The sequence below is a fragment of the Pseudomonas sp. 13B_2.1_Bac1 genome, assembly GCF_025466155.1.
Taxonomy (GTDB): Bacteria; Pseudomonadota; Gammaproteobacteria; order Pseudomonadales; family Pseudomonadaceae; genus Aquipseudomonas; species Aquipseudomonas aylmerensis.
Genome location: NZ_JANLOH010000057.1, coordinates 24955 through 50826, shown reverse-complemented (window position 1 = coordinate 50826; position 25872 = coordinate 24955). Strand labels below are relative to the sequence as shown.

Genomic DNA, 25872 nt, shown 5'->3' with positions numbered 1-25872 from the left:
TCAGCGCGGTTTGGACGTTGCAGGGCTGACCTCTTCGGTCGGCGCGACGCCGCTGCCCAGCACCTGCTCCTGCACCGCCCGCCCCTCCGCCCGGTTGCGGATAAACCCGGCGCGGGTAAAGCGTTCCAGGAATGGCACCGGCAAGGCTTTATCCGCGGTGATGGGCGGATGTTCGGCCGTGTCGCCGAACAGGGTGTAAGCCGCGCTCGGCAGATGCCGGGTATTGAGGTCGCCGGTGAGGCGCCCTTGCTGCAGCACAATCGCGCGGTTGGTCACCCGTTGCAGGTCAGACAGCCGTTGAGAGATGCACAGGATCGCCACGCCACGCGCGCGCTGGCTGTCGATCAGCCCGAGCAGGCGTTCGGCGTCGACGGCCGAGAGGGCAGCGGTGGGTTCGTCGAGAATCAGCAGCTTGGGGTGCAGGGCAAACGCGCGCGCCAGCACCAGCAGTTGGCGGTCGGCCTGGCCCAGGCGCTCTACCGGGAGTTGCAACGGCAGCTCCAGGCCCAGCCCGGCGGCGATGGCTTCGGCACGTTGCAACAGGCTTTTGCGATTGAGCAGGAAGTCGGCGTCAGGCTGGCCCAGTTCGTCGAGCAACAGGTTTTCGGCCACGCTCAGCCCCGGCGCGATGGCATCATCGGGACATTGGTGCACCGCCACAATGCCAACGCGGCGCGCCGATAGCGGCGAGGTGAAACGCTGGCGCTGCCCCTCCACCCACACTTCGCCAGTGTCCGGCGCGAGGCTGCCGCTGAGGATTTTCACCAGGGTCGACTTGCCCGCGCCGCTGGCCCCCAAAACCGCCACCCCTTCCCCCGGATAAATATCCAGATTGACCTGATCCAGCGCCCGCTGGGCACCAAAGGACTTGCTCAGGTCCAGCAGGCGGACCAGGGGCACGGGGGCAACGAGGTTGCTCATGGCGAATCTCTAAGGCGTAACGATGGCTCATTGCAACGCACGAGGGCGCTGATTTATTCAGCACAACAATGAGTTAGGCCTCGGATTAAATGCATTACCTTATGAACAATCCAATAGCTGAATCGCATAGCAAAAAGATTTTGAGTTATAAGCGCCTTGCCAGCAGTTTGTTGAATGCTTTCAGCACCAAGGCAGGCTTCTCCAGCATCAATTGATGACCACAGGCCTCCAGCACCTGGAAGTCAGCGTTCGGTAACTGTTCAGCCAGCGCCTGGCCACCGCTGGCAGGGGTCAGGCCATCACTGTCACCGGCCACCACACTGACCGGCAATGTCAGGCCGGGGATCTGTTGCGCATCCGGCCATTGGGCCTTACTGGTCAGGGCCTTGAACATGTGCAGGCGGTTGCGCTCGGTGAGTTTCTCTTCGTAAGCCACCAGCGCCGGGTCGACCGAGGCATGCCAGGCATGCTTGCGAAAGCCCTTGGCCAAGACCGGGCGCAGCCATTCCAGGAGCCACGCCGGCAAGGCCATCAACCCGCCGTTGACCACAGGGCGGTGAAGGCGCGCACCCAACAGCAATGCTGCGTCGATGCGCGCGGTGGGCTTGGCCAGCAACGCGCTGAGGCTCAGGCCGGTGCCGAAGGAATGCGCGACAAGCAAGTTACGCGTGCCGGCGTAGCGCTGGAGGATCGCCAGATAGTCGGCCACCAGCTCGGACCAGGCGTAGGCCTGGGCATTGCGCGGCCGGCCACTGTCGCCATGGCCCAGCAGGTCCCAGGCCACCAGGCTGTAGCCTTCGGCCTTGAGCGCCGGCCATTGCAGGCGCCATTGGTCCTTGTTGCCGCCGGCGCCATGGCAGAAAAACACCACGGTGTCGGCCTGGGTGGTGCCCACGTGGTGGGCAATGCTCAAGGTGCGATTGGGGCGGATTTCCAGCAACTCGCCGCGCACCACGGGTAAATCGGCAAAAGAGAACGTCATACACAGCCTTGGGTAGGCGCCGGTGTGCCGGCGATGAAAGATTCGGACGTGGCAGCGCTCGACAGGGCGCTATCGCCGGCAAGCCGGCCGCCACAGTGCAACAAGGTCCGGGTATAGGGATGGCGTGCATCGGCAAACAGCGTCGCCGTGTCGCCCTGCTCGACCACCCGGCCGTTCTGCATCACCGCAATGCGGTCGCACAGGCGCGCCGCGACACGCAGGTCATGGGTGATAAAAATGATGCTTAATTTGAGCCGCCGTTGCAGCGACTCCAGCAGCTCCAGGATCTGCACCTGTATCAACGCATCCAGGGCCGAAACGCACTCATCGGCGATCAGCACCTTGGGCTCCACCGCCAAGGCGCGGGCGATGCCGATACGCTGGCGCTGGCCACCGGAGAACTCATGGGGGTAGCGTTCGAACGCCGTGGCGGGCAGGCCCACCAGTTCCAGCAAGGCCCGCGCCCGCTGTTCGGCGTCGGCGCGGGTGCGCCCCTGCACCAACGGCCCGGTCATGATGATGCGCCCGACGGTCTGGCGCGGGTTGAGCGAGGCAAACGGGTCCTGGAAGATCATCTGCACTTCGCTGCGCAACGGGCGCAGGCGGGCTTCGGACAACCCTGCAACGTCCTGGCCCAGCCATTCGATCTGGCCGCTGTCGGCGCGCAGCAAGCGCACCAGGCAGCGGCCCAGGGTGGATTTGCCCGAGCCCGACTCACCGACAATGCCGAGGGTCTCGCCTTCACGGACCTGCAACCCCACGGCGTCCAGCGCCCGCGTGGTGTGCTTGCTCCACCAGCTCGTGCGGCGACTGAACACCTTGCCCAGCCGCTCGGCCTTGAGCACCACCGCACCGTCCACCGTGGTGCGCGGTGCCAAGGGTTGGGCCGACACGGCCGCAAGCAATTGCCGCGTGTAAGCGGCCTGCGGCTCGCGCAATACTTGCCGGGCGCTGCCCTGCTCCACCACCTGGCCCTTTTCCAGCACCAGCACGCGGTCGGCAATCGCCTCGACCACGGCAAAATCATGCGTGATAAACAGCAGCGCCATGCCCTTGTCCTGCTGGATGCGGCGCAGCAGCTCGAGGATCTGCGCCTGGGTAGTCACGTCCAGGGCCGAGGTCGGTTCATCGGCAATCAACAGCGCCGGATCAAACGCCAGGGCCATGGCGATCACCACGCGCTGGCGCTGGCCACCGGAAAGCTCGAACGGATAGGCCAGGCGCAGGCGCTCAGGGTCCGGCAAGCCGACATAGCCGAGCAACTCCACCACCCGAGCGCGCCGTTCACTGGCGGATTTCACCCCGTGGGCGCGCAGGGTTTCATCGATCTGCTCGCCGACCCGCAACAGCGGGTTCAGCGCGCTCATCGGCTCCTGAAAGACCATGCTGATGTGGCGCCCGCGCAGTTCGCGCATGGCCGCTTCGCTGCGCGCCGCCAGGTCTTCGCCGCGAAACAAGAGTCGCCCGCTTTGCACGCTCAACGGGCGCGGCAACTGGCGCAACAGCGCCTTGGCCAACATCGACTTGCCCGACCCGGACTCGCCCACCACACACAGGCATTCGCCGCTGCGCACCTGCAGCGACAGGTCATACAGCGCATGGCTGCGGTCGGCTCCCGGCGGCAAGGCAATGCGCAGGTGCTCGACACTCAATAACGTCATAGCGACCTCTCTGGTTCAAATGCCACGCGCAGGCCTTCGCCGACCTGATTCACCGCCAGCACGCACAATGCAATTGCCAGCCCCGGCAGGAAGCTCATCCACCACGCATCGCGCAGCAGGCCACGGGAGGCGTTGATCATGTAGCCCCAGCTCATCGCCTCGGGGTCGCTGAGGCCGAGGAATGCCAGGGCGGATTCGGTGAGGATCGCCGTGGCCATCACAAAGGTCATGACCACCAGCAACGGCGCCAGCGCATTCGGCAGGATCTGTTGGCTGATGATCCCCCACGGCGACTGGCCCAACACCCGCGCCGCCTGCACGAATTCGCGCTGGCGCAGGGTGAGGAATTCACTGCGCACCAACCGCGCGACGGCCGGCCACGCCACCAGTGCAATCGCCAGCACGATGGTGCCCAGGGACGGCTCCAGCACCGCCACCAGGATCACCGCCAGCACCAGTTGCGGGATGATCTGGAAGAACTCGGCGATGCGCATCAGCACGCCGTCGACCCAACCGCCGAAGTAGCCGGCGATGGCGCCCACGAGCAGGCCCATCAGCAAAGTCGCCAGGCTGGTCAGCACGCCCACGGCCAGTGACACTCGCGCGCCATACAGCAAGCCGATGCCGAGGTCGCGGCCAAGCAGGTCGCTGCCCAGCCAATGGGCCGGATCATGGAACGGCGCCAGCATCGGCTGGCTGTTCATTTCCCACGGCGAGCTGCTGGTCAGCCACGGTGCAGCAATCGCCAAGGCGGCCAGCACCAGCAAAAACACCGCGCCGAGCAGCGCCGAGGGTTGGCGCACAAAGCGCTTCAACAACCGCATCAGCCCTGCCCTCCAGCGCCAATACGCGGGTCGAGCACGCGGCAGAGCACGTCCGTCAACACGTTTAAACCGACCACCAGCATCGAGATCACCAGGAAGCCGCCCATCAACACGCCATAGTCGCGCTGGGCCAGCGAGTCATACATCAAGCGCCCGATGCCGGGCCAGGAATAGACCACCTCCACCAGCAAGGCGACGCTGGCCAACTGGCCGAGTTGCAAGCCGGCAAAGGTCACCACCGGCAACAACGCGTTGCGCAGCACATGCACCCAGAGAATCCGCCGTGGGTGCAAGCCCTTGGCGTGCGCGGTGCGCACGTACTCCTGGGCAAGGGCATCGAGCACGGCGGCGCGGGTCAGGTGGATGTACAACGCGAGGAACATCACGCTCAGCGACAGGCACGGCAACAGCAGGTGCTGCAGGCGATCGAGCAGCGAAAAGTCGCGGCCCACGGTCTCCATGCCAAACGCCGGCAACCAGTCCAGGCTCACCGAGAACAGCAGGATCAGCAGCATCGCCAGCCAGAACGACGGCATCGCATACAGCAGCAAGGCACCGTGGGAGATCAGGCCATCGAGCCAATGGCGCTTCTGCCGCGCGCGCGCCGCCAGCACGCCAAGGGTCACCCCCAGCACCGACGACAGCACGAACGCCGAGCCCATCAACGCCAGGGTCGCCGGCAAGCGCTCGGCGATCAGCGACCACACCGGGGTCTGGTTGCGGTAGGAGTAACCGAGGTCGAGGTGCGCGATATTGCCCAGGTAAATCAGCAGTTGCTGGAGCAGCGGTTTGTCCAGGCCCATGGTCTGGCGCAATTGCTCGATGAACTGCACATCATCCACCCCGGCCTCACCGGCCAGCAGCAGCGCCGGGTCACTCGGCGCGAGGTGAATCAACAAAAAGCTCAACACCAGCACGGCCACCACCATCAGCAGCGCCTTGCCCAGGCGCCCACCGATATACAGCACGCCATTCATGGTGCCGGCGCCTCGAGGTACACGCTTTCGTAGTCCTCGTTAAGGCTGGTGGCGGTCTGCAGCAGGTTTTTCACCTGGGTGTGGAACAGCGTCGGGTAGCGCATTTCGAAGATCGGCGCGATGGGCAGGTCGGTGTTCAGTACGTTCTCCAGTTGGCTGAAGAGTTGTTTGCGCTCGGGACCTTCCGGGGTATCCGCGATTTTGCTCCACAGCGCATCCGCCTCGGGGCTGTTGTAGCCGCTGACGTTGGCGAACGGCGAGGTCTTGAGGATGTAGTCGGAGCGGAACAGGTAGGCGCTGGTCAGGTACGGGTCGCCGATCTGGAAGATAAAGTTGTAGGTCAGGTCAAAGTCCCAATCACTCACGCGCTGGAACCAGGTCGCCGCATCGGACGTCACCACCTGCACCTTGAAGCCCAACGGCTGCAGGGCCTGCTTGGTGTATTCGGCCAGGCGCTCCCAGGCACCGCCCTTCTCGCCATTGAGCAGGCGAATGCGCACCGCGCCGACGTCCACGCCGGACTCGGCAATCAGCGCCTTGGCCTTTTTCACGTCATAGGTGTACTGCGGCAACTGCGGGTCGTGGTACGGCGTGGTCGAGACAAACTCACCCTGGGCGACCTTGCCCGAGCCGAAGAAGATGTTGTCGACGATGAACTGGCGATTCAGCGCGTACAGGATCGCCTGGCGCACCTTGGGGTTGTTCAGCGGTGGCTTGCGTGTGTTGATCTGCAGGAAGGCCAGGCCGGCATACAGCTCCCAGCCTTTCTCCGAGGACTGCACATTCGGCAAGGCGCTGAGCCGCTTGAGGTCGGCGTAATCCGCATCACCGCTGCGCAGCACTTGCACGTCATTGCGCTCGAACGCGGCGGCGCGCGAAGAGCCATCAGGGATCACGTGAAAGATGATGCTGTCGAGGTGCGGCAGGCCTTTTTTCCAGTAATTGGGGTTCTTGGCCAGCTTGATGTAGGCGCCGCGTTTCCACTCCACGAATACAAACGGCCCGGTGCCCACCGGCTTGAGGTTGTAGGGGTTGTTGCGAAAATCGGTGTGCTCATAGAGGTGCTTGGGCACCACCGGGCGCAGGCCGCTGCCGAGTGCCGAGAGCAATGGCGCGAAGGGTTTCTTCAGGTGGAAGACCACTTGCAGCGGGCCCTTGGCGGTGATGCTGTCGACGTACTCGGTGATGATCCCGCCGAGGCGCTTGTCGACCTCGGGGTAGAAGGTCTGGAAGCTGAACACCACGTCATCGGCGGTCAACGCCGGGCCGTCGTGCCAATGCACGCCGTCCTGCAGGTCGAAGGCGTAGGTGAGGCCGTCGGGGGAAATCGTCCAGGCCTTGGCCAGTACCGGCTTGGGGTTGAGGTCGGTGTCGAAGGTCAACAAGCCCTGCAGCACCTTGCCGCTCACGTATTGGGTGGACACGTGGCTGACCACGCCGTGCATCAGCGATGGCGGCTCCGGCTGGGCCACCAGGTTCAGCACCCCGCCGTCCTGGGGTTGCGCCAGTGCCTGGCCGGCCAGCAACGCGGTGCACAGTGCCACGGAGGTGAGGGCACGGCGGAAAGAAAATGGGCGCATGAAGGCTCCTCGACTGGAAAGACAGACGAGGGATTTTGCAAGGGCTGTGCCATGGGGGTATTGACGGGGGATTGCTGAGCCAAAGGCCCGGCAAGGTGATGAAAAAACCACAGCGGCCTGCGTGAGTGTGCAAAAAGCAACAGCCCGTGCAGGAGCCAGCTTGCCGGCGATGGTGGTGTATCAGCTAACGAATCCATCGCCGACCCACCGCTATCGCCGGCACGCCAGCGCCCACATGAGCGCCACGGTGTCAGCTGGCACAAGGTTTGCCCCTTCAAACCCATCTGAAACCAAGAGCCTCTTCACCATGCCACTGGATTACCTGGGCAACCCCATCGACACCACCGACCCCATCACCCGCCAGGGTTTGGACGATTTCATCGGCGGCTTCCTCGGCTACCAGCCCCGCGCCGAAGGCATCCTTGCCGCCGCCGATGCCAACCCGGACTCGGCGCTGGCCAATGCGTTTGCCGGCTTGCTGCTGATGTTCATCGAGTCTCCGCAAGGCCCGGCGCTGGCGGAAAAATACCGCCAGCGCGGCGCAGCCGTGAAGACCGACCACCCGCGTGCCCAGTTGTACCTTGACGTGCTGCATGCCTGGATCAAGGACGACCTCGATCAGGTCCTGCAGTTGAGCGAAAACCTGCTCGACCGCTACCCTCGCGACCTGTTCGCCGCCAAGCTCAACCAGTACCTGGAGTTCAACCGCGGCAACTGGCCGGCGCTGTTGCGCATCGGGCTCAAGGCCCGTGCCGGAGCGCCCGACATTGCCCACAGCCACGGCCTGCTCGCCTTCGCCTACGAGCAATGCCACCTGCTCGAAGAGGCCGAAGCCAGCGCCCGCGAAGCCCTGCGCCTGCAACCGTCGGAGCCCTGGGCCCAACACGCCCTCGCCCACGTGCTGCTGACCCACGGGCGCATCGAGGAAGGCACTGCGTTCCTGGAAAGCGTCAAGCACCACTGGGACGGCCTGAACTCCTTCATGTACACCCACAACTGGTGGCACCTCGCGCTGTTTTACCTGGCCCGGGGCGAGGATCAACGCGTATTGGCGATTTACGACCAGCATGTGTGGGGCATCCTCCCGGAGTACTCCCAGGACCAGGTCGGCGCCGTGTCCCTGCTGGCGCGCCTGGAATTGGCCGGCATCGACGTGGGCCAGCGCTGGCAGGCCTTGGCGCCCTATCTGCAACGCCGTACCGCAGACACCGTGCAACCGTTTTTGAGCGTGCAGTACCTGTATGGCCTGGCTCGCGCGGGCCAGCCGGAGGCAGACACCCTGCTGGCGGCGCTGCAGCACCACAGCCTTCACGCACGGCCGGTGTGGGGCGAAGTGACGCTGCCGTTGGCGCGTGGCCTGCTCGCCCATGCACGCGGCGATGCCCACGTCGCGCTTGAACAACTGGGCATTGCCCTGCCGCGCCTGAACGAAATTGGCGGCAGCCACGCCCAGCGCGACCTGTTCGCCCAGGTCGAGCTGGATGCGCGCTTGCAAGCCGGGGATTGGTTCAGCGCCCAGCAGGCATTGGAATTGCGCCGCCGGTATGACGGCTGGGACGTGCCGACCAATCGCAGCCTGGTGCGGGTATATGAGGCGCTGGGGTTGCCGGAGCAGGCAGCAAAAGCCCAGGAGCGGCTTGCACGCTTTACCTGATGTTCACAGATCCAAACAGTAGGCGCTGGCTTGCCTGCGATAGCGGTCGGTCAGCGGCATGTGGCCCAACTGACAGATTGCCATCGCCGGCAAGCCAGCCCCGACAGGAGTCCGTGCAGCTTATTGGCTTCGCGCGGCAAACACCCCCCGTGCAATCGCCCGCGCCACACAATCGGCCGCCGCCGAGCCAATACAGCCAATCTCCACCTGACGCCGTGGTCCGGCGGTCAGCTCCACTGCCGCCGACGCCAGCGCAAAGACCGTGTCGCCATCGAACGGCAAATGCGCCGGGCGCACGGCGCGGGCGATGCCGTCCTGGGCCATGATCGCCACGCGCTTGCACTCGGCAACACTGAGGCGCGCAGTGCTGGCGACCACCACCAACGTGGTGTTCGCCCCGGCTTGCAGGCGGCCCATGGAATCCAGGCGCGACAGCTCGGGGATCGGATCGCTGCAGTCCATCACGCCCTCGGGCCGCTGGCCGCCGAACTCACCGGCGACTTCCCAGGGCCAGGCCCAGAAGGTCTTGCCGTCGGGCATGTACACCGAGCCGATCGGGTTGGCGACCACCAGGGCCGCGACGATCAGCCCGTCGCCCAGGTCCAGCGAGGCCGTGCCCAGCCCGCCCTTCAACACCCCGGCCATGGCGCCACGGCCGGCGCCGACCGAGCCCAGGTCGAAGTCCTTGGCGGCATTTGCCAGCGCTTCAAAGCCCAGGCGCCGATACGGCGGTTCCAGGCCCCAGGCTTTGTCGCCGCCATTGGCCAGGTCATGCAACACCGCAGCGGGCACGATGGGGATCGCCGGGGCGCCCGGTTTCAGGTGCAGCCCGACCTGGTCCTGGGACAGCTTCGCGGCCACGGCATCCGCAGCGCCGAGGCCAAACACCGAGCCGCCGGCGAAGACCAGCGCATGCAGCTGGCCGACCATGTTTTCCGGCTCCAGGGCTGCCGTCTCGCGCCCGCCGGGGCCGCCGCCGCGGATGTCGATACTGGCGGTCCAGAAACCATCGGGGCGGATCACCGTGACGCCGGTGTCGACGTGCAGGTCCGTGGCGTGGCCGACCGTAAGGCCTGGGATATCAGTGAGGGCGTTGCGCGGGCCGGGTCTAGGCATACAGAAAAAGCTTCCTTGGGTTTAGGTATGGCGTGGGGAGAGCAAGGGGTGTGCCAAGCATCGGCGCCCCGGTCTCGCGAGGCAAAACCGGATGGCCCGGAAAAAACCCTGCACAAAAACCAACACCCTGCCTTCGCGCCTGTTAGAAAAACACCAGCGCCCTGCTCAACAACTCACCAACTCACTGTTTTTAAACGACTTTTCCACATGGCATAGGCCTTGCTCTCAAGCCTCCCACCAGAGCTTGAACTCAACAAGCCACCCTACCCATTGGAGTGTTGCCCATCATGAATGCATCCCGCGCCGCCGGCCGCAGGCCCCGCAAGGCCTTCGCCCACACGCTGTTATTCCTCGCCCTGTGCGAGGCCGCCAGTTACAGCAGCCTGACCCTCGCCGCCGACGCCCCGGCCAGCGACAACCCCCTGGACACCGTGGTGGTGATCGGCAACCGTGGCCAGGCGCGCACCCTCGCCGAAAGCCCGGCGCCGGTGGATGTGATCTCCTCCAAGCAACTGCTCGCCACCGGCCAAGGCGACCTGACCCGCGCCTTGAGCAAGGTGCTGCCGTCGCTCAATCAGCCGGCGTCCTCCGGCTTCGGTTCCACCTCGGTGGTCCGCCCGATCAGCCTGCGCGGCCTCAACGGCGACCAGGTGCTGGTGCTGGTCAACGGCAAGCGCCGCCACAACAGCGCGCTGCTCAACAACGGCACTTACCTCAACTCCGGCTCGCAACCCGTGGACCTGGACATGATCCCCACCGCCCTGGTGGATCACGTGGAAGTGCTGCGCGATGGCGCCTCGGCCCAGTACGGCTCGGATGCGATCGGCGGCGTGGTCAACGTGGTGCTCAAGCAGACCGACCACGGCGGCAGCCTGTCCACCAGCTACGGCCAGAACTATGAGAACGGCGACGGCGAAACCGCTCGGCAGACCGGCAATATCGGCCTGGCCCTGCCCAACGACGGGTTTATCAACCTGGCGCTGGACGTGAAAAAACAAAACATCTCCGACCGCTCCGACAACGCGCCGTACACCGACTCTGCCGGCAACACCAGTCTGCAGCACACCTACTACGGCACCGGCCTGCCCGAGGCAAAGAACTTCAGCCTGGGCTACAACGCCGAGCTGCCGGTGGACGATGCGCTGACCTTGTATTCGTTTTCCACCTACACCCACCGCAACTCGGAAAAGCCCCTGGCCTTCCACCAGCCGTCGAGCTTCAACGGCATCCAGACGCCCTATCCGGAAGGGATTGAAGACAACCTGCGCTTTATCGAAGAAGACTTCCAGGTCGCGTTCGGCGGCAAGGGCAAGGCCGCCGGCTGGGACTATGACCTGTCCAGCACGTTTGGCCAGGACCACGCGCGCGCCACCCTCACCGACACCTACAACCTGAGCTACGGCCCGACGTCGCCGACCTCGGTGGACACCGGGGTAAAAACCTTCAGCCAGTGGACCAACAACCTCGACCTGACCCGCGCCTTCGACCTCGGCCTGTACAAGCCCACGCAGATTTCCTGGGGCCTGGAACATCGCTACGAGGATTACAAGATCGGCAAGGGTGACGTAGCCTCCTACGCCAGCGGGCCGTTCAGCACCGGTGCCAACGGCGCGCTGATCCCGCCTGGGACCATTTCCGGTGCCGGTACCACGCCCGCCGACGCCGCCGAGAAAAGCCGCGACAGCCTGGCCGCCTACGGCGAAATCGGCCAGGACTTCACCGATAAATGGCACGTCGACCTGGCCGGGCGCTACGAGCATTACGACGACGGCTCCGGCAACACCACCAACGGCAAGCTCTCCACGCGCTACCAGTTGACCCCGATCCTGGCCGTGCGCGGCACCGTCAGCACCGGCTTTCGCGCACCATCGCTGGCCCAGCAGATCTACAGCGCAACCTCGCAGACCAGCGTGAATGGCCAGCTGTTCGACTACCGCAACGTGGCGGTCGATTCCGACGTGGCCAAGGCCCTGGGCGCGAGCAAGCTCAAGCCGGAAAAATCCACCAACTTCAGCCTTGGCATCACCCTGCAACCCACGGACGCCACCAACATCACCCTCGATGCGTACCAGATCAAAATCAAGGACCGCATCGCCCAGACCGGCTACCTCGGCGGCACCCCGCAGATCAGCGCGATTCTCGCCGCCGCCGGGCTCAACCCGAACCAGGCCGTCACCTACTTCACCAACGCCCTGGATACCACCACCCGAGGTATCGACCTGGTCGGCGACTATCGCCAGGACATCGGCGCCTGGGGCAGCCTGAAATACTCCGCAGGCTTCAACTGGAACACCACGCAGATCGACGACATCCACGCGTCCGCCGTCGCCGCCCAGGCCCTCGGCCCGGACGGTGGCTACGACCGTCAGCGCCAGGGCAACCTCAAGTACGGCCTGCCGCAATCCAAGCTGCTGCTGGGCACCACCTGGACCTACGACAAGCTGGAAGTCGGCCTCAACCTGACCCGCTACGGCGAATACACCCAGTACGGTACGGCTGAAATCTACGACCGCACCTTCTCGCCGGCGTGGATCACCGACCTCAATATCGACTACCACCTGACCCCGGCAATCACCCTGAATGCCGGCGCCAACAACCTGTTCAACAAGTACCCGGAACGCACCGACCTGGCCAGCAGCTCGGGCGGCTTCCCCTACGGCAACTTCTCGCCCTACGGCACCACCGGCGGCTACTGGTACACCGGCGTGACCTACAACTTCTGACCCAGCCCACGGGGCCGGTTCGCCGGCTCCGTGCCTGACCTCGATGGGAGCCCGTTCATGACCCGCCGCACCGATCAACTCAAACTGGGGGCCTTCCTCGCCAACAGCGGCCACCACGTGGCTGCCTGGCGTCACCCCCTCGCCCAGGCCGATGCGAGCCTGGATTTCGAGCACTTCAAGCACATCGCGCAGACCGCCGAGCGCGGCAAGTTCGACGCGCTGTTCATCGCCGATGTGGTCGCGCTGTGGGGCCATCACCACGACGCCCTCAGCCGCACCGCCCGCGCCGAACACTTCGAGCCGCTGACGCTGATGTCGGCCCTGGCCGCCGTGACCCGCAACATCGGCCTGATCGCCACCGCCACCACCACCTACAACGAGCCGTACCATATCGCGCGCAAGTTCGCCTCCCTCGACCACCTGTCCAAGGGCCGTGCCGCCTGGAACCTGGTGACCTCGGTGGTCTCCGACGAAGCCTGGAATTTCGGCCGGGAAAACCACGTGGACCATGGCGACCGCTACCAGCGCGCCGAAGAATTCCACGACGTGGTCAAGGACCTGTGGGACAGCTGGGACGACGACGCCTTCACCCGCGACAAGGCCAGCGGTGAATACTTCGACCCGGCCAAGTTGCACACCCTCAACCACCGGGGCGAACACTTTGCCGTCCGGGGCCCGCTCAACGTGGCACGTCCACCCCAGGGCCACCCGGTGCTGGTGCAGGCCGGCGCGTCGGAGCCGGGCAAGCAACTGGCCGCGCGCGTCGCCGAACTGATCTTTGCCCACGCCCATAGCCTTGAAAGCGCCCAGGCGTTCTACCAGGACATCAAGCAACGCGCCGCCGCCCTCGGGCGCGACCCGGACCACGTCAAAATCCTGCCCGGTGTCACCCCGTTCATCGCCGAGACCCGCGAGCAGGCCCAGGCGCTGTTCGAGGAATTCCAGGCGCTGATCGACCCGGTGCTGGGCCTGCGCCTGCTGGCCGACACCCTGGGCGATGACATCGACCTGTCCGGCCATGACCTCGACGGCCCGCTGCCGGACACCCCGGTGGGCCAGCGTGGCAGCCGTCGCGACAAAGTGCTGGAACTGGCGCGCAGCGAAAACCTCAGCATCCGCCAGTTGTACCTGCGCCTGGCTGGCGGCAACCCGGTGATCGGAACCGCCGAGGACGTCGCCGATTACTTCGAGCGCTGGTTCCAGGCTCGAGCCTGCGATGGCTTCAATGTGTTCTTCCCATACTTTCCCGGCGCCATCGACCTGTTCGTCGAGCAGGTGATTCCGCTGCTGCAGGCGCGCGGCGTGTTCCGTCTCGAGTACGAAGGCACCACCCTGCGCGACAACCTCGGCCTGCCGCGCCCGCCCAACCGCTTCACCCAAGGAGCCACCGCATGAAACGCAGCGCATGGATGCTCGCCTTTGCCAGCCTGATCGCCTCCAAGGCGTTTGCCTTGAACATTTTGCTGAGCAACGACGACGGTTATCAGCACCCCAATATTCGCGCCCTGTACACCGAGCTCAAGGCCCAGGGCCACAACGTCAAGATTGCCGCGCCGCAAAGTGACCAGAGTGCACGTGGCGGCGCGTTCTTTTTCGGCCGCGAAGTAACGGTCGGCCACGACAGCGACCCGGCCTATCCGGACAGCTATTACCTCAGCACCCTCGAAAAAGGCGTGTGCCAGAGCGCCGACTGCGCCGGCAAGGAGGTACAGATCGAAATCAGCGGCACACCAGTGATGGCGCTGCTGATGGGCCTGAATAAAATCCTGCCGCACCCCGACCTGGTGATCGTCGGTCCCAATCCCGGCAACAACCTGGGGGCGATCAATATGGCCTCCGGCACCTTCAATGCTGCCAGCGTGGCGTTGCAGGCCGGGATCCCGGCGTTGGCGGTGAGTACCGACCTGAAGGAAAAAGACCCGCAGCGCGCCGCCCTGCTGGTGGCGAAACTGGTCAAGGCCCTCGATCAACATCGCCAGCCCAACGGCGCGCTGTTGCCGCCGGGCCTGGGCCTGAACATCAACTTGCCCAAGGACGCGCAGATCAAAGGCGTGAAACTCACCCGGGTCGGCAGCTATGTGGGTTTCGAGGCGCTCTACACCGACGACCTCAAGCAGTTCAACCTGCCGGGCAAGCCGGGCATCGGTTTCCAATACAGCCCTGCCGCGACGGCTGCGCAACAGAACGACGAAGCGGTTTGGCTGAACAAGGGTTACCTGACCATTAGCCCCTTCAGTGGCCTGCCGGAATCAGTCAGCGCCGGCCCGGCGCTGCAAAGGCAATTGGCGCAGGAGGTGAAACCATGAGTGGCGGCTTTTCCCTGGGGTTCCTCAGCCGGGTCTACAGCCCCAGCGTTGACCCCAAGGTCTACCGCGACACCCTGGAACTGTTCAAGGTCGCCGAGTCGCTGGGCTTCGACAGCGGCTGGGTGGCGCAGCACCACTTCGCCAGTGAGCACGGACGCCTGCCTGCGCCGCTGGTATTGCTTGCCGCCGTGGCCCAGCGCACGCGGCACATCAGCCTCGGCACCGGGATTATCGTGCTGCCCCAGGAACCCCCGCTGCGCCTGGCGGAAGACGCGGCGGTGCTCGACCTGCTGAGCAATGGCCGCCTGGAGTTGGGCCTCGGCGCAGGTTTCGACCCCGAGACGTTCCTCGCCTTCGGCCGCGAACATGACGCGCGCCATCGTGACTACGAACAACACCTGCACCAGTTGCTCAACGCACTCGGCAACGCGCCCCTTACCGACAGCGGCTCGCGCCTGCTGCCACGCGCCAACGGCTTGAGCCATCGGTTATGGGAGGCCACCTCCCGCGTGGAACTGGTCGCCGAACGCGGCCACGGCCTGATCATGGCGCCCAACCCGCACCAGCCCGCCGACGCCGGCACAGACCTGGTGAACCGCTACCGCAATGCCTGGACCGGCGACAACGGCACTCCGGCGCGGGTCGCGCGGGTGCAGGCGCTATTCCCGGCACCGGACGACGCCACCCGCAACGACATCCGCGCCTATGTGCAGCGCCAGCAACGCATTGGTGTGTTCAAGGGCGCGATCGATGACGATTTCGACACGACTCTCAAGCGCCTCGGCGTCCTGCACGGCCCGGTACAGCAGATGATCGAGCAGTTGCAGCAAGGCCCGGCACTGACCGCCCACGACCATTTGATCCTGCAGGTGCAGACCGTCAGCACGCCGTTGCGCGATGCCATTCGCGCGCTGGAAATCATCCGCGAACACATTGCCCCAGCCCTGGGCTGGCAGCCCACAGGAACCCCGTCATGACGTTCAAACTGGGCTTTCTCAGCCACGCTTTTGGCGATGATCCACAGCAGGTCTACCGCGACCTGATCGAACAATTCGAAGTGGCCGAAGCCCTCGGTTTCGACAGCGGCTGGATTGCCCAGCACCACCTCAGCAACGGCTTTGGGCGCCTGCCGTCACCCTTGGTGTTGCTGGCGGCGGTGGCCGAGCGCACGCAGCGTATCGAGCTGGGTACCGGGGTGATCGTATTGCCGTTCGAAGACCCGATCCGCCTGGCCGAGGACGCCAGCGTGCTCGACGCCTTGAGCGGCGGCCGTGTGCAACTGGGCCTGGGCAGCGGCGGCGCCAACCTGGACAATTTCAGCGCGTTCGAACGCGACCCGAGTCGACGCCAGGCGGAGTTCGCCGAGCGCCAGCAAACGCTTCAACGGCTGCTGGAGGGCGAGCCACTGACGGGTGGGCTCACCCTGCAGCCGCCCGCGCGCGGTTTGCGCCAGCGCCTGTGGCACTCCCACGCCAGCATCGACGGCGCCACCTACACCGCCGAACAGGGCAACGGCCTGCTGCTGGGCACCGCGACCCATGATCCGCTGACCGTGCAAAAGCCCTTGGCCGATGCGTACCTCAAGGCCTGGGCCCACCCAGGCCGCGCGCCGCGTATCGGCGTGGTCCGGGCGGTGTTCCCGGCGGCGGACCGCGCCAGCGCCCAGGCGGAGCTGGCGGTGGATATCGAGCGGCACATCCCGCGCCTGCAACGCGAAGGGCTGATCGACCAGGCCGTCGATCTGCAGGAACACCTGCGCCTGATGAACGTGCACCACGGCCATCCCGATGAAGTGATTGAAAGCATGCAGCACGATCCCTCGCTGCTGCCTTATGCTGATGACCTGATCGCTGTCGTCCAGGCCGAAAGTTCGACCCAGGCGCAGATCCTCAAGCGCCTGGAAATCCTCGCCAGGGACATTGCCCCGGCCTTGGGTTGGAAAAGACCATGAAGAGTGGAGCGTGTGCATGCCCTTAGCATTCAGCTGGCTGATGCCCCTGTGTACCCCTGACTGGGCGGCACGGCCGGGGCAGTGGATTCAGCTGGCCCAAGCCGTGGAATACGCCGGCCTCGACGGCCTGTGGATTCCCGGCGGGGCCTTGTGTGCCGACAGCCTGGGCGTGGCGGCGGCGTTGTGCGCACACACCCAGCGGGTGCAATTGTCGGTGAGCGTGCCGCCCGAGGTGATGCTGCCGGCGGCGCTGGCCACGACCTTGCAAAGCCTGCAATCGATCAGCAACCACCGTGTGCAGTTGCACCTGCCCAACAGTGAGCGCAGCGCGTTTGGCGAGTGGCTCAACCGCGACCAGCGCAGCGAACGCATCGGCGAATACCTGGACATCCTCCAGCAACTGCTCGCGCCCAATGACACCGGCCTCGACTACCAAGGCCGCTACTTCCAGCTGGAAAACGCCGGCGTCGCCCGCCGTGAATTGCCCGCGCCCGCGCTGGTGCTGGACGACAGCCAGAGCCACACGTTGCTCGCCGCGCATGCCCAGACCTGCCTGCTTGCGCCCGGCCCTCCCAAGGCGCTGGCCAAGGAAATCCAACGCTGGCGCGCGATTCAACCGTCGCTCAAGTTTGCCTGCACCTTTGGCCTGATCCTCGGCGACAGCGAAGACCTCGCCTGGGAAACCGCCGCCACGCTGCTGCCGGTGCCGGCGTTGCCCGACGAGCTGCTGGCCACCCTGCCCCGCGCCCGCCACCCGCTGCGCCAATGGGAAGTGCACCCGAACCTGCTGCAGTTGGCGCCGGGCCAGCCGCTGATCCTGGTCGGCACGGCGCAACAGATCGCTACGCGCCTGCAGGAACTGCACGGGCTGGGTTTGAGCCAATTGATCCTGGAAGGCGGGCCGGCGGTCAGCGAAGTGCTGCGCTTTGGCGAACAGGTTGTCCCTCTCTTGCGCAAGGAGCGCTCATGAACACTGATGCACGCCCACCGATCCAGCTGGACTGGTTCCTGCCCACCAATGGCGACGGGCGCCACCTCACCAGCAGCGGCTTGCCCAAGGTCGGGCTGTTCCAGCAAGGCGAACGCGCGCCGACCCTGGATTACCTGCGCCAGATCGTCCGCGCCACCGAACAGGCCGGCTTCGACGGCATCATGGTGCCGACTGCCAGCGGCTTTGAAGACCCCTGGCTGATCACCGCGGTGCTGGCCCAGGAAGTGCGTCGCCTGAAATTCCTGCTGACCCTGCGTCCTGGCCTGGAGCTGCCCGCCTACACCGCGCACCGCGCGGCGACCTTGCAACTGCTCAGCGAAAACCGCCTGGCATTGCACGTGGTGACCGGTTCCAGCCGCTTCGAGCAGCGTTCCCTCGGCGACTTTCTCGAGCACGACGAACGCTACGCGCGCACCGCCGAGTTCCTGCAAGTGTTCCAGGCCGTCTGGGCCGGCCAGCCACCGACGCACCCCGGCCGTTATTACCGCAGCGGCATCCACACGCCCATGGCGCCGGGGGCGACTGCGCCGCCGATCTACTTCGGCGGCGCGTCCGAAGCCGCCGAACGCGTCGGCGCGGCCCATGGGCAGACCTACCTGATGTGGTGCGAGCCGCCTGCGATGATCGCCGAACGTATCCAGCGCATGCGCGACCTCGCTGCCGCCCAGGGCCGTACCCTGCGCTTCGGCCTGCGCCTGCACGTGTTCGCCGCGCCTACCGATGAGGCGGCATGGGCGCATGTGGAGCGCTTGCTGGAAGAAATCCCCAAGGATGCCATCGACCAGGCGCAACGGCAGATGGCGACGTATGAGTCCGTCGGCCAGAGCCGGCAGACCCAGTTGATGCAAGGCCGTGGCCGTGGGGCGCGGGAGCTGGAAGTGTCAGCCAACCTGTGGGCCGGGGTCGGCCTGGTGCGGGGTGGCGCCGGCACCGCGCTGGTGGGCAGTTATGCACGGGTGGCGGAGCGGATCGAGGAGTATCACCAGTTGGGCGTGGACAGCTTTATCCTGTCCGGTTTTCCGCACCTGGAAGAGGCGATTCATGTGGGGGCGGAGGTGTTGCCGCTGCTGCGCTAGCGGCACAGGTGTGCTCGACCTCTTGGGGATTGGCGAAGGGCTCACTGCTGAAACGATTAAAGGGCTGTAGGAAATTGGCTATATCCCGGCGCTGAATTTTTTTCAGGAATGACTTTTTAAAGTTATTTTTATCTTATTTATCAGCCAGTTATCCATATCTAAAGACTATTTACGATTTATCTCAGCCGGAATGGACCGTCAGAAACGTCGAATTAATGACGATGTTTTTATGGCACGTTGTGTCCCTCGTTTCTGCTACATACGTAGGACGAACCCCCAGGATAACTAAACGGTCGAGTGCCGACTCTGCTTCATGAAGAACGGATCGTCCCGTAGAGGCCCAGGGAGTGTGTGACGGTTTTCGACATCAAGGATGAGATGGCTATGAGTTTGACGAGTAGTTTTGCCAAAACGCAAAGCACGCATTTTTATGCCGAAATGGGCGAGTTGATTGCCAACTGTGGGCACGCGGATTTTGCCGCCCACATGCTGCACCTGGTGGATAAATGGGTACCGATCCACCTGGTGGACCTCAGTGAATGGACCCTGGACGAGTTGCGCGAGCGCGTGCTCGATATCAAATTGCTCGGCAGTGCCGGCCAGAACCAGGACCTGCCGCCGCCCCTGACCCTGCACTCGATCAACGACCACCCGCTGCTGCGCGACATGCTCGGCATGCAGGACCCGTTGCTGATCCAGCTCAAGGCCAAGGCCGACAGCGCGCACCCACGGGGCACCTCGCACCAGTGCAACCTGGTGTCACGCCAGGGCAATCGGCGCTGCGTGATTTCGTTCTACCGCCCGCCGACCCAGCGCGGGTTTTCCCTGGCACAGCTGTCGTTTCTCAAGTGCCTGTCGGACACGTTGCTGCCGTTGATCGAGTGCCACGCCCAGAGCCTGCGTCAGGCGCCGTCTCCCGCGCTGGAGCCGGCCCACACCCTGCTGGAGCAGTCGCAGTTGCAGCAGGCGTTCTACAAACGCCTGTCCCTGGGCGACATCACCCTGTCGGCGCGCGAGCAAGAGGTGTGCCTCGGCCTGTTGACGGGCGGCACCGTGCCGCAGATGGCGGAAAAACTCAGCGTGAAAAACAGCTCCATCGAAACCTACCTCAAGCGCGCCGCCGCCAAGCTTGGTGTGAGCGGTCGACACGGCCTGGCCAAATGGATGGTCGGCGCCTGATGAACCGACCAGCTCGCGGCCAACCAGGTCTGCGGCGTCTGCTGCGCCTAGCGAAGGAAAAACCGGCGCTAGGCCTCCCGCATCACCCGCTCCAGCGGCCAATGCTCCAGGTAGTGAGCCTCGATCGGTTTGTGGTGAGCGGGCTTGCCCCGCGTTGGGCTGCGCAGCGGCCCCAGTAAGATCGACGCGGTATTTCCTGGCAAATCACGCCGCCTGGTTTGGGGCCGCTTCGCAGCCCAACGCGGGGCAAGCCCGCTCGCCACAGGAAGCCCGCTTAGCATAAGAAATCACTTGGCCCAGAAGGCCCACTTGCCACAAGAAATCACTTGGCCCAGGAAGCCCACTTGCCATAAGAAGTCACTTGCCCCGGGAAGCCTACTTGCCATCAAACATGGGGATTTCAGAGCACCAGCTACCCCAGCCTCACGGCTTGTCCCGCACCACCCGCCACACCGTATTCCCCACATCATCCGCCACCAGCAATGCGCCCTGCGCGTCCAGGGTCACGCCCACCGGACGGCCTTGGGCTTCGCCCTCGGCATTGAGGAAGCCGGTGAGGAAGTCCACCGGTGTGCCCGTCGGCTGGCCGTCCTTGAAGGCGATAAACACCACTTTGTAGCCCGCCTGTGGGTTGCGGTTCCACGAGCCGTGCTCGCCGACGAACACGCCATCGGCAAACGCCGCCGGCATGCTGCGGGCGTCGGAAAAGGTCAGGCCCAGCGGCGCGACGTGGGTGCCGAGGGCGTACTCGGGGGCGATGGCCTGGGCGACTTTGTCCGGGCGTGGCGGCTGCACGCGGATGTCGACGTGAGCACCGTAGTAGCTCCACGGCCAGCCGTAGAAAGCGCCGTCCTGCACCGAGGTGAGGTAGTCGGGCACGAGGTCGCTGCCGATTTCGTCGCGTTCGTTGACCACCGTCCACAGCTGCGTGGAGCCGGGTTTCCACGCCAGGCCGTTGGGGTTGCGCAGGCCACTGGCAAACAGGCGTTTCGCGCCGCTGGCGATGTCCAGTTCCCAGATGGCCGCGCGGCCTGCCTCGGCGTCGAGGCCGTTTTCGCCGACGTTGCTGTTGGAGCCCACGGTCACGTACAGCCGCGTGCCTTCCGGGTTGGCCAGCAGGTTTTTGGTCCAGTGGTGGTTGATGCCGGCCGGCAGGTCAGTGACGTGGACCGGGGTGGCGTCGATGTGCGTCTGGCCCGGGGTATAGGGCACCTTGACCACCGCGTCGGCATTGGCGATGTACAACTCATCGCCCACCAGCGCCATGCCGAAGGGCGACGCGAGGCCGGTGAGGAACTCGCTGCGCACCTCGGCATGCCCATCGTGATCGGCATCGCGCAGTAGGGTGATGCGGTTGGCGCTCGGCGTATCCGCGCCGACGCGGCCCATGACGATGCCCATCGCGGTGCGGCGGGCCCAGGCGATCAAGCCGCTGCCCCCATCGGTCGCGCCTTCTGGCATCGGCGGGTGATTGCTTTCGGCGACCAGCACATCGCCGTTGGGCAAGGTGTAGACCCAACGCGGGTGGTCGAGATGGTTGGCCAGCGCGGTGACGGTGAAGCCTTCGGGAGCACGCGGCTGCACCTGCTCGGGCCAGCCCACGGCCTTGGACACCTTGAGCGTGGGCATCAGCGAAGTGCTGGGCTCGGGCAGTTGGGGCGTGGGACCGACACCGGCCTGGAAGGGCAGCTTGGACGATTCGCCACAGGCAGTGAGAACCGCCGCAGCAGTGATCAGGAGCGCCAGTCGGCTCGGGTTGTTCATGCTTGAAACCTCGGGAAAAATCCCGACGCAGTATTGCCTGATGACCCGGGGGTAAACACCGGCGATGGCGCAATTGAGTTTTAACCGCAGGGCACGAATGCCTTGAGCCCACGAAGGGCCATCGCACTTGCTGGCGACAGCGACCCTGATGCAATCGCGGGCAAGCCGGGCTCCTGCAAGGGATCAGCTATCATTAAGCCATCACTCAAGACATGGACAGTCCCTATGCGCCCGCTATCTGCTTCCGCTGTTGTGCTGACCGCCCTTTTCCTCTCGGGGTGCAGCATTACGCAGACCGTTACCCCGGTGGCCTTGTCACCCGCCCAGTCGGCTGAAATCTGCATGATTCCCGCCGCTGGCCTGCGCAGCGGGTTCAACAGCACCTACACCGCGCAGCTGCGCAGCAAGGGTTTCCAGACCCGCGAGTTGCCGCCGGGCAGTCCGCCCGCGAGCTGTGCACTGTCGACCACCTACATCGGCACCTGGAGCTGGGACTTTGCGCTGTACATGACCTTTGCCGACATCCAGGTGTTTGAAAACGGTCACCGCGTCGGCCAGGCGCTGTATGACGCGACCTGGGGTGGCGGGCGTCCGGACAAGTTCATCAGCGCACAGAACAAGATCATCGAGATGACCAACCAGTTGTTCCCTGCAGCCTCCTATGCCAATCCCCAGGCTACCCATTTCCCATAGCCAGGCTGTGCGGCGAGAACTCCACGAAGCGCCACCTCAACGCGAGGGCTGCCGGACGCCGCACCAGATGCTCCACGGTGACCGTCCACAAGCGTTGCGCGCCTTCGAAGCGGGCGACTTGCGGTCCGTCGAGGATCAACGAGGTGCGCCCGGCGACCTGCAGGACGTCCCCCGATTCGAAATCGATGAACAACAACCCCGCCACCGGGTTCACGTGCAGGTTGCCCAGGGTGTTGAAGAACAGGTTGCCGGCGAAGTCGGGGATGGTCAGCAGATTACCTTCCACGTGTACAAAACCGCGGTAGCCGCCGCGATGGGACACGTCCACCGAGCGTTCGCCGGCGACATCGACATAGCTGGCGACGAAGAACGTGTCGGCGTTGCGGATCATTGCGTGGGCCGCAGCATCCAGGCCGTCGAGGCGCTCGACCCGCGTGTCGGGCCTACGTGCGACGCCAACCACCGGCCGTAGCTGGATGTATTTAGGGCAGTTGCCATAGGTGTGCACCACCTCGATCGAAAAACCCTCGTGCCCCAGGCTGCCGATCCGGCCATTCAGGCGGTTGCGTCGGCGTGTGTTCAGGTCGATGCCAAGCACGCCCACGCTGGCGCCGCGATGCAACGCAGCACGGGCGGGGTCGCTCACGGACGGCACGCTGTCGATCTGCAAGGTCTGCGGGTCGGGTGAATGCGCGAACCCTGGCGCGGCTTCGATCATCGTCGCCCAGGGCAGCCCTTGTTCATCCACCACGCCGAGCACCAGGTACGGCAACAGGGGATAGAAGTCCCGATGCTGCTCCGGCAAGTGATCGCGGATCACCTTGGGCCCGACCACGGCCATGCGCTCGGCGGCGCCGGCGTTCTGCTGCAGATACCGTTCGCCGGCATGCCAAGGGGAATGTTCGATGGGATTCATGCTGCTCACCTCCGAGTGGATAGGCCGATGGTGCGCGCTGGCACCCCACAGGAGAATGCCCACGCCGGGCAATCGACTGTTACACCAACTGAAATGCCGGATGATCCCGCAGCGCCGCCACGCAATGGTCGACAAAACTGCGCACGCGCATCGGCGCATGACGGCCGTCGCGGTACACCACGTGCACCGGCAACGGCGGCGGCTCATAGTCCGGCAGCACACGACACAGCTCACCGCTGAGGAGGTGCTCATGCACGGGATAGCTCAGGCAGCGAATCAGCCCCGCCCCCTGCACGGCCGCATTGATCGCACCTTGCACCGTGGTGCACCTCAAGCGCGCACGCGCCTTGAGCGGGCCGCCTTTGAAAACCCAATCGACCGGGTTGGTGCTGGCGACCAGTCGATGCTGCTTGAGCGCGTCCGGGTGCCGCGGCTCGCCATGGGCAGCGAGATAGCCAGGGCTGGCACACAGGATCGGCCGCACGTGCCCGACCGGTCGCGCAACCAGGGAAGAACTGGGCAGCTCGCCCACCAAAATCGCCACGTCCAGCCCCTCTTCGTGCAGGTTGGGGTAGTAGTCGTGGTAGTGCGCCACCAGGCGCACGTCGGGGTAGCGATCCATATAACCGGCCAACACGGGCGCCATCACATAACGGCTGAAGAGCAGCGGCAGGAACACGCGCAAATTACCCTGGGCCTGATCGTGCATGCCCTTGGCCGAAGCCTGTGCAGCGTCCACGGCGGCAAGCAGGCGCACGCAGTCGGCCAGGTAGGCCTGGCCAGCCTCGGTCAGGCTGACGCCGCGCGTACTGCGCGCCAGCAGCGCCACGCGCAGGCGGGCTTCCAGGCGGGCAACCGCGCGCATCAGGGTCGGGCCGGACACCGCGACACTGCGCGCCGCCGAGGCCAGGCTCGGGTGCCCGGCCAGCGCGGCGAACAGCTGCATATCGCGGTATCGCTCCATCATCCGCGTCGCTTCATCGCCGGGTTCAGGGCTGCGTCCTGACCCAGGCGGTGGGTGAGGAAATCCACGAAAGTGTTGATCTTGGGCGGCACTCGCGGGCTTTTCTGGAACACCACCTGGATCGGCAGCGCCGCGGGCTCGAAAGCCTCGAGGACAATCTCCAGCTCACCGGCCGCCACCGCTGCGGCGACTTGATAGGACAGCACCCGCGTCATGCCCCAGCCCTGCCTCGCCAGGTTGATCGCCGCATTGTTCGCCGTCACCACCAGGCGCGGCTCAATCGGCACGGTCAGTGGCTGGCCATCCTCGACAAACCGCCATTCGCTGACAAGTTGACTGGAGGACGAGGTCGCAATCTTCGCATCGCGCAACTGCGAGGGGTGCCGGGGCCGGCCGTACTGCTCCAGGTAAGCCGGCGCCGCACACACCACGCGGCGCACCTCACCGACCTTGATCGCCTGCTGCCCCGGCTCCTGCAGATGGCCGATGCGCACGGCCACGTCGATACCTTCGTCGAGCATGTTGACCACGCGATCGACCAGCAGCGCATTGATACTCACCTGCGCAAAACGGTCGAGATATTCCCCCAGCGCCGGTGCGACATACAGCTCGCCAAACAACACCGGCGCGGTCACCGTCAGGTGGCCGCAGGGAATCGAATAACTGCCCGCCGTCGCTTCCTCGGCCTCGTCGAGTTCAGCCAGGATGCGCCGACAGTCTTCCAGATAACGCTGGCCCGCTTCCGTCAGGTGCAGGCTGCGGGTGGTGCGCGCAAGCAACTGCGTGCCGATCCGCGCTTCCATGGCGGCAATGGCGCGGGTCACGCTGGGTGGCGAGGTGTTGAGGCGGCGCGCGGCGGCGGCAAAGCCCTCCTCCTCGGCCACCGCCAGGAACACCTGCATTTCATGGAATCGGTCCATCGACAGGCCTCGTGAAAATCAGTGTGATTGCAGCCCCACCGCCGTGCGCGGCATGCCGACAAACCCTGGCAACGCTTCAATGCTGGCGAGCCAGGCGCGTACATGAGGGTAGTCGGCCAGCGACACATTGCCTTCCGGCGCATGGGCCACGTAGGTGTAGAAGGCCACGTCGGCAATGCTCGGCTGTTCGCTGGCCAGGAAGCGGCTCTGGTGCAGTTGCTGCTCCACCAATTGCAGCAGGGCGTGGGAACGGCTGATCGCGGTGTCGGTATCGACCTGGGCACCAAACACCAGGGCCAGGCGTGCCGCAGCGGGGCCGGCGTGCAGTTGCCCGGCGGCGGCCGACAGCCAGCGCTGGACGCGCGCCTGGCCTACGGGATCGCTCGGCAGCCATTGGCCTTTGCCGTAGGTGCTCGCGAGGTACACCAGGATCGCGTTAGAGTCCGCCAGTACCGTGCCGTTGTCGTCAATCGCCGGCACCTGGCCGAAGCTATTGAGAGTGGCGACGAATTCAGGCGCTTTGTGCGCGCCCTGCTTGAGGTCGACCAGAATGAATTCACTGGGCAAGCCCAGCAGGGACAGCATCAGCTCGACCCGATGAGTGTGGCCGGACAATGGATAACCGTAGAGTTTGATCGCAGGCTGGGACATGGAAGGCTCCGAAAGAGGGGTTC

At 65.1% G+C, this 25872-nt stretch carries 21 protein-coding genes and 1 pseudogene; 10 read left to right on the top strand and 12 right to left on the bottom strand.

The window, feature by feature from the left end; all coding sequences use genetic code 11:
• The 6 genes from NTD80_RS14790 to NTD80_RS14765 all read right to left on the bottom strand — a co-directional run bounded on the left by NTD80_RS14790 (nt 1) and on the right by NTD80_RS14765 (nt 6945).
• Entirely contained in the window at nt 1-921 is a 921-nt protein-coding gene (locus NTD80_RS14790; RefSeq protein WP_262134141.1) for an ATP-binding cassette domain-containing protein, read from the bottom strand.
• A gap of 145 nt (nt 922-1066) precedes the next feature.
• Nucleotides 1067-1903 (bottom strand): alpha/beta fold hydrolase, encoded by an 837-nt coding sequence (locus tag NTD80_RS14785; RefSeq protein ID WP_262134140.1) that lies wholly within the window; start codon nt 1901-1903, stop codon nt 1067-1069.
• Nucleotides 1900-3564 (bottom strand): ABC transporter ATP-binding protein, encoded by a 1665-nt coding sequence (locus NTD80_RS14780; protein WP_262134139.1) that lies wholly within the window; start codon nt 3562-3564, stop codon nt 1900-1902. Before NTD80_RS14780 ends, NTD80_RS14785 begins: the two co-directional genes overlap by 4 nt.
• A complete protein-coding gene (locus tag NTD80_RS14775; protein WP_106803297.1) occupies nt 3561-4388 on the bottom strand; it encodes an ABC transporter permease in 828 nt (275 codons plus the stop codon). Before NTD80_RS14775 ends, NTD80_RS14780 begins: the two co-directional genes overlap by 4 nt.
• Entirely contained in the window at nt 4388-5365 is a 978-nt protein-coding gene (locus NTD80_RS14770) for an ABC transporter permease (RefSeq protein ID WP_262134138.1), read from the bottom strand. The genes NTD80_RS14775 and NTD80_RS14770 overlap by 1 nt, the downstream gene beginning before the upstream one ends.
• Nucleotides 5362-6945: an ABC transporter substrate-binding protein gene (locus tag NTD80_RS14765; protein WP_262134137.1), complete on the bottom strand. Its 1584-nt coding sequence runs from the start codon at nt 6943-6945 to the stop codon at nt 5362-5364. The genes NTD80_RS14770 and NTD80_RS14765 overlap by 4 nt, the downstream gene beginning before the upstream one ends.
• A 307-nt stretch (nt 6946-7252) precedes the next feature.
• Between NTD80_RS14765 and NTD80_RS14760 the strand changes: the two genes are divergently transcribed.
• Complete coding sequence (locus tag NTD80_RS14760; protein ID WP_262134136.1) at nt 7253-8599, top strand: tetratricopeptide repeat protein; 1347 nt, start codon at nt 7253-7255, stop codon at nt 8597-8599.
• A gap of 120 nt (nt 8600-8719) precedes the next feature.
• On the opposite strand, the gene NTD80_RS14755 is transcribed toward NTD80_RS14760, so the two are convergent.
• Nucleotides 8720-9715: a P1 family peptidase gene (locus tag NTD80_RS14755; protein WP_262134135.1), complete on the bottom strand. Its 996-nt coding sequence runs from the start codon at nt 9713-9715 to the stop codon at nt 8720-8722.
• Nucleotides 9716-10002: 287 nt separating this feature from the next.
• On the opposite strand from NTD80_RS14755, the gene NTD80_RS14750 reads away from it, so the two are divergent.
• The 8 genes from NTD80_RS14750 (at nt 10003) to NTD80_RS14715 (ending at nt 19941) form a co-directional block, all read left to right on the top strand.
• Nucleotides 10003-12438, top strand: coding sequence for a TonB-dependent receptor plug domain-containing protein (locus NTD80_RS14750; RefSeq protein WP_065904104.1), 2436 nt, complete (start codon nt 10003-10005; stop codon nt 12436-12438).
• 57 nt (nt 12439-12495) lie between these two features.
• Nucleotides 12496-13833, top strand: coding sequence for an LLM class flavin-dependent oxidoreductase (locus NTD80_RS14745; protein WP_262134134.1), 1338 nt, complete (start codon nt 12496-12498; stop codon nt 13831-13833).
• Nucleotides 13830-14744 (top strand): 5'/3'-nucleotidase SurE, encoded by a 915-nt coding sequence (locus NTD80_RS14740; RefSeq protein WP_262134133.1) that lies wholly within the window; start codon nt 13830-13832, stop codon nt 14742-14744. The genes NTD80_RS14745 and NTD80_RS14740 overlap by 4 nt, the downstream gene beginning before the upstream one ends.
• Nucleotides 14741-15721, top strand: coding sequence for an LLM class flavin-dependent oxidoreductase (locus NTD80_RS14735; RefSeq protein WP_262134132.1), 981 nt, complete (start codon nt 14741-14743; stop codon nt 15719-15721). Before NTD80_RS14740 ends, NTD80_RS14735 begins: the two co-directional genes overlap by 4 nt.
• Nucleotides 15718-16695 carry an LLM class flavin-dependent oxidoreductase gene (locus NTD80_RS14730; protein ID WP_262134131.1) on the top strand — a complete coding sequence of 326 codons (978 nt, stop codon included), beginning with the start codon at nt 15718-15720 and terminating at the stop codon, nt 16693-16695. Before NTD80_RS14735 ends, NTD80_RS14730 begins: the two co-directional genes overlap by 4 nt.
• A 16-nt stretch (nt 16696-16711) precedes the next feature.
• On the top strand, nt 16712-17665 hold the full coding sequence (locus NTD80_RS14725; RefSeq protein WP_262134130.1) for an LLM class flavin-dependent oxidoreductase: 954 nt from the start codon (nt 16712-16714) through the stop codon (nt 17663-17665).
• Nucleotides 17662-18762, top strand: coding sequence for an LLM class flavin-dependent oxidoreductase (locus NTD80_RS14720; protein ID WP_262134129.1), 1101 nt, complete (start codon nt 17662-17664; stop codon nt 18760-18762). Before NTD80_RS14725 ends, NTD80_RS14720 begins: the two co-directional genes overlap by 4 nt.
• 384 nt (nt 18763-19146) lie before the next feature.
• Complete coding sequence (locus NTD80_RS14715) at nt 19147-19941, top strand: helix-turn-helix transcriptional regulator (protein ID WP_262134128.1); 795 nt, start codon at nt 19147-19149, stop codon at nt 19939-19941.
• A 423-nt stretch (nt 19942-20364) separates the two neighbouring features.
• Here the strand turns inward: NTD80_RS14715 and NTD80_RS14710 are convergent, their stop codons facing one another.
• Nucleotides 20365-21705: a PQQ-dependent sugar dehydrogenase gene (locus tag NTD80_RS14710; RefSeq protein ID WP_262134127.1), complete on the bottom strand. Its 1341-nt coding sequence runs from the start codon at nt 21703-21705 to the stop codon at nt 20365-20367.
• Nucleotides 21706-21930: 225 nt separating this feature from the next.
• On the opposite strand from NTD80_RS14710, the pseudogene NTD80_RS14705 reads away from it, so the two are divergent.
• Nucleotides 21931-22356, top strand: a pseudogene (locus NTD80_RS14705) (Sbal_3080 family lipoprotein); the annotation flags it as partial.
• A 25-nt stretch (nt 22357-22381) separates the two neighbouring features.
• Here NTD80_RS14705 and NTD80_RS14700 read toward each other — a convergent pair.
• The 4 genes from NTD80_RS14700 to NTD80_RS14685 form a co-directional block, all read right to left on the bottom strand.
• On the bottom strand, nt 22382-23314 hold the full coding sequence (locus NTD80_RS14700; RefSeq protein WP_262134126.1) for a pyridoxamine 5'-phosphate oxidase family protein: 933 nt from the start codon (nt 23312-23314) through the stop codon (nt 22382-22384).
• A gap of 79 nt (nt 23315-23393) precedes the next feature.
• Nucleotides 23394-24278 (bottom strand): LysR family transcriptional regulator, encoded by an 885-nt coding sequence (locus NTD80_RS14695; protein WP_262134211.1) that lies wholly within the window; start codon nt 24276-24278, stop codon nt 23394-23396.
• The gene (locus NTD80_RS14690) at nt 24278-25198 is read right to left on the bottom strand and encodes a LysR family transcriptional regulator (RefSeq protein WP_262134125.1); all 921 of its coding nucleotides are present in this window, start codon (nt 25196-25198) and stop codon (nt 24278-24280) included. Before NTD80_RS14690 ends, NTD80_RS14695 begins: the two co-directional genes overlap by 1 nt.
• An 18-nt stretch (nt 25199-25216) precedes the next feature.
• Nucleotides 25217-25849 carry a glutathione S-transferase family protein gene (locus NTD80_RS14685; protein ID WP_262134124.1) on the bottom strand — a complete coding sequence of 211 codons (633 nt, stop codon included), beginning with the start codon at nt 25847-25849 and terminating at the stop codon, nt 25217-25219.
• Between the last annotated feature and the right edge of the window lie 23 nt (nt 25850-25872).